Here is a 4,014-nt window from a genome sequence, read left to right on the forward strand (position 1 = left end):
GCAAAAACAAATTTGCTCTGGTTTAATTATTTATTTTTGTCCTTTAATCTGTATCGGAGTTTCAGGACTAGTCAAAAAATTAATTATTTTCTCTTTTTAGCTGGAGCCTTCTTAGCTGGAGCTTTTTTTGTTGCCTTTTTAGTTGCTTTTTTAACAACTGGTTTAGCTACAGTCATGTCATTTTTCTTGTAAGTTTCCCACTCAGAACCTGAGATAGATCTTACGATAACTTTTCTGTCAACCATTCTTTCTGCATCAGAAGCTTTTGCAGGAACAGTAGCTTCCTGAGAACCGATACCTACTGACTTAAGAGTGTTAGGGTTGATACCTCTAGCCTCTAAAGCAGCAACTACAGCAGCAGCTCTTTGCTTAGATAAGTTCAAGTTGTAAGCAGCTGAACCTTTAGCATCCGTCATACCTACTACTAAGAAGTTAGTTTCTTCTGCATCTTTAATGATTTGAGCAGCTGTATCTAATTTGCTACTAGACTCTGGTCTGATCGTAGCTTTGTTGAAATCAAATAAGATATCTTTCAACGTTTTGTTAACAGTAACTACATCTGGTTTTTTCGGAGCAGGACATCCGTTGTATTCTGGAACTCCAGGAACTGTAGGACAAGCATCATCTTTGTCTAAGATACCATCACCGTCAGTATCTGGCCATGGACAACCGTTGTTTTCTGCTGGACCTGCAACTGTAGGACAAGCATCATCTTTGTCGATAACACCATCACCGTCAGTATCTGGCCAAGGACAACCGTTGTTTTCAACTGGACCTGCTACGTCTGGACATTGATCGTCTTTATCTGGAACTCCATCACCGTCAGTATCAGGACATCCTTGGAATTCTGGTAAACCTGGTGTATCTGGACATAAATCGTCTTTATCTAAGATACCATCCTTATCTCTATCTCTGTTACCAAATCTAAATAGTAAAGATGCTGAAGCTTGCCAAAAGTTAGCAACAGTAGATTTATCACCAGGAGTTGATACATAATCACCCTGAACACCAAGACCGAAGTTCTTAGTTACCCAGAAGTTAGCACCAGCACCTGTAGAAACTGTAAAGAAATTAGCTTTACCGTTTTCGTTACCACCGTCTCCGTTTAAAACGTTGTTTCCATTAACATCTGTTCTTGGAAAAGAAAGAGCAGTATAGTCATGTCTTAAGTAGTTAGCACCTACTCTTAGGTAAGGATCAAACCAAGACTCTTCGTTCCATAAAAGACCTGCTGCTTTAGCTTGGAAACCAAGACCAGTCATTAACATGAACTCTTTACCCATGTTGAATCTCTTATTATCAACATTTCCTACAGAAGTCTGCCAGTCGATAACCAAACCTTTACCAATGTTTCTAGCTACAGTAAGCTTAGACAATGGAGGAGTGATAGAGAAGTTGTTCACATTGAACATTGTCTTCGTCAAATTATTAGCAGAGAACGTATTACTGAAGTTGCCCTGCTGTGCTTTATGGTTTTCCGCGTGAGCACCAACCCCGATTAACCACGGATTGTTGGTAGTCTGAGCGAAAACAGTAGAGGCTACAGTAAGCGCCAATGCTGAAATTCCTAATTTTAGATTTTTCATAGAATTAAATGATTAAATAATTGATAATGCAAAATAAATATAATTTTTCTTTATATACAAAGTTTTTTAAATGATTTTTAACTTTTCTTTAATATTCTATCCAGGTTACGTTTATTTTCTCTATCTTTTATCGCTTCCCTTTTATCAAAAAGCTTTTTCCCCCTTCCTAGCGCTATTAAAACCTTTGCCTTTCCCTTGTCATTAATATATAACTTTAAAGGTATAACAGTATTTCCCGCGTCCTTTAATTTCTTTTCAAGTTTTTGCAATTCTTTTTTGTGCAACAGCAATTTCCGTTCCCTTTTTGTTTTGTGATTGTAAAAAGTACCTAATTTATACTCATCAATCATCATATTTATAATGTATAATTCCCCATCAATAAACTGACAGAACGATTCTGTAATGGAAGCTTTGGAAGAACGTAAAGATTTTATCTCCGTACCCGTTAATACCATGCCTGCTTCAAATTCTTCAAGAATTTCATATTCAAACCGGGCTCTTCTATTAAATATATTGACTGTTTTTTCGATCTTCATCATTTTTAAATTTCGTTATGAAATATATAAAAAATACGGTACATTTAAAAACTTGGCTATGACATTATTATAAATTACCCAAATTCTTTTCGTAATTTTGCGCCAAATTTACAAAACTATATGTTAACAGTATCTAACTTATCTTTACAATTCGGGAAAAGAGTTCTTTTTGACGAGGTAAACATCATGTTTGCAAAAGGAAATTGTTATGGGATTATCGGAGCTAATGGAGCTGGAAAATCAACATTCCTTAAAATATTAACTGGAAAACAGGATCCTACAACAGGAAATATATCACTAGAACCAGGAAAAAGAATGTCAGTTTTAGAGCAGGATCACTTTGCTTACGATCAATATACTGTTCTTGAAACTGTATTAAGAGGAAATAAAAAGCTATTTGAAATAAAAGAGGAAATGGACGCGCTATATGCGAAAGAAGATTTCTCTGATGAAGATGGTATAAAAGCTGGAGAACTTGGTGTTATCTATGATGAAATGGGAGGATGGAACTCAGAATCTGATGCACAAAGTATGCTTTCCAATGTAAGAATCAAGGATGATATGCATTGGCAGATGATGAGTGAACTTGAGAACAAGGACAAAGTAAAAGTTCTTTTGGCTCAGGCACTTTTCGGAAATCCTGATGTATTGATTCTGGATGAACCTACGAATGACCTGGACATCGACACGATTTCCTGGTTAGAAGACTTCCTTGCGGATTATGAAAATACAGTTATTGTTGTTTCTCACGACCGTCACTTCTTAGACACTGTCTGTACTCACATCGGTGACTTGGATTATGCTAAACTGAACCTTTATACAGGAAATTATTCATTCTGGTATCAGGCTTCACAGCTGGCAACAAGACAAAGAGCTCAGGCCAACAAAAAAGCTGAAGAGAAGAAAAAAGAACTTCAGGATTTCATTGCCAGATTTAGTTCAAACGTAGCAAAAGCTAAGCAGGCAACGGCAAGAAAGAAAATGATTGATAAACTTAATATCGACGATATTAAGCCATCTTCAAGAAGATATCCTGCGATTATTTTCGAAATGGAAAGAGAGGCCGGAGATCAGATCTTAGATGTAAAAGGTCTTGAAAAGACTAAAGATGGAGAATTACTTTTCTCTAATATTGACCTTAATCTTAAAAAAGGAGATAAAGTAGCGGTAATTTCTAAAAACTCTTTAGCAATCACTGAATTTTTTGAAATTTTAGCCGGAAATGTTGAAGCAGACAAAGGTACCGTTGCATGGGGTGTTACTACCAACCAGTCGCATATGCCTTTAGACAATACGAATTTCTTCCAGGAAGATCTAAGTTTAGTAGACTGGTTAAGACAATTCACTAAAAATGATGAAGAGCGTCACGAAGAATTCATGAGAGGATTCCTTGGAAGAATGCTATTCTCAGGGGATGAAGCTTTGAAATCTTGTACTGTACTTTCAGGAGGGGAAAAAATGAGATGTATGTTCAGTAGAATGATGCTTCAGAAAGCAAACGTTCTTTTACTTGATGAACCTACCAACCACTTAGACCTTGAGAGTATTACTACATTGAACAACTCTTTATCAAACTTTAAAGGAAATCTTTTATTAGCATCTCATGACCACGAAATGCTTCAGACAGTCTGTAACAGAATTGTTGAATTGACTCCTTCAGGAATCATCGATAGAGAAATGACTTACGATGAATATCTTGGTGATAAAAAAGTAAAAGAATTAAGAGAAAAAATGTATTCTTAAGACAAGAACACATTCTAATTTCAGAATAAAAAAAATCCTCAAAGTTACTTTGAGGATTTTTTATTTAAATATAATGTCTAGTCCTGAAATATCGATACACAAAAAAAGAATCGTTATGGAAGAACATTTAGAAACCCAGTATGTCAAGC

The 4,014-nt window shown here is 35.8% G+C and carries 3 protein-coding genes; 1 reads left to right on the top strand and 2 read right to left on the bottom strand.

Going from position 1 to position 4,014, the window contains the following annotated elements; translation table 11 throughout:
- Positions 1–83 precede the first annotated feature (83 nt).
- Together SB679_RS23005 and smpB are read right to left on the bottom strand one after the other, a co-directional pair.
- Positions 84–1,586, bottom strand: a complete 1,503-nt coding sequence (locus SB679_RS23005; RefSeq protein WP_410704626.1) for an OmpA family protein — start codon at positions 1,584–1,586, stop codon at positions 84–86.
- 77 nt (positions 1,587–1,663) lie between these two features.
- Positions 1,664–2,122 (bottom strand): SsrA-binding protein SmpB, encoded by a 459-nt coding sequence (gene smpB / locus SB679_RS23010; protein WP_034713109.1) that lies wholly within the window; start codon positions 2,120–2,122, stop codon positions 1,664–1,666.
- Positions 2,123–2,242: 120 nt separating this feature from the next.
- On the opposite strand from smpB, the gene SB679_RS23015 reads away from it, so the two are divergent.
- Complete coding sequence (locus SB679_RS23015; protein ID WP_410704627.1) at positions 2,243–3,865, top strand: ABC-F family ATP-binding cassette domain-containing protein; 1,623 nt, start codon at positions 2,243–2,245, stop codon at positions 3,863–3,865.
- Positions 3,866–4,014 lie beyond the last annotated feature (149 nt).

It is taken from the genome of Chryseobacterium sp. SIMBA_029 (genome assembly GCF_046535275.1).
Taxonomy (GTDB): Bacteria; Bacteroidota; Bacteroidia; order Flavobacteriales; family Weeksellaceae; genus Chryseobacterium.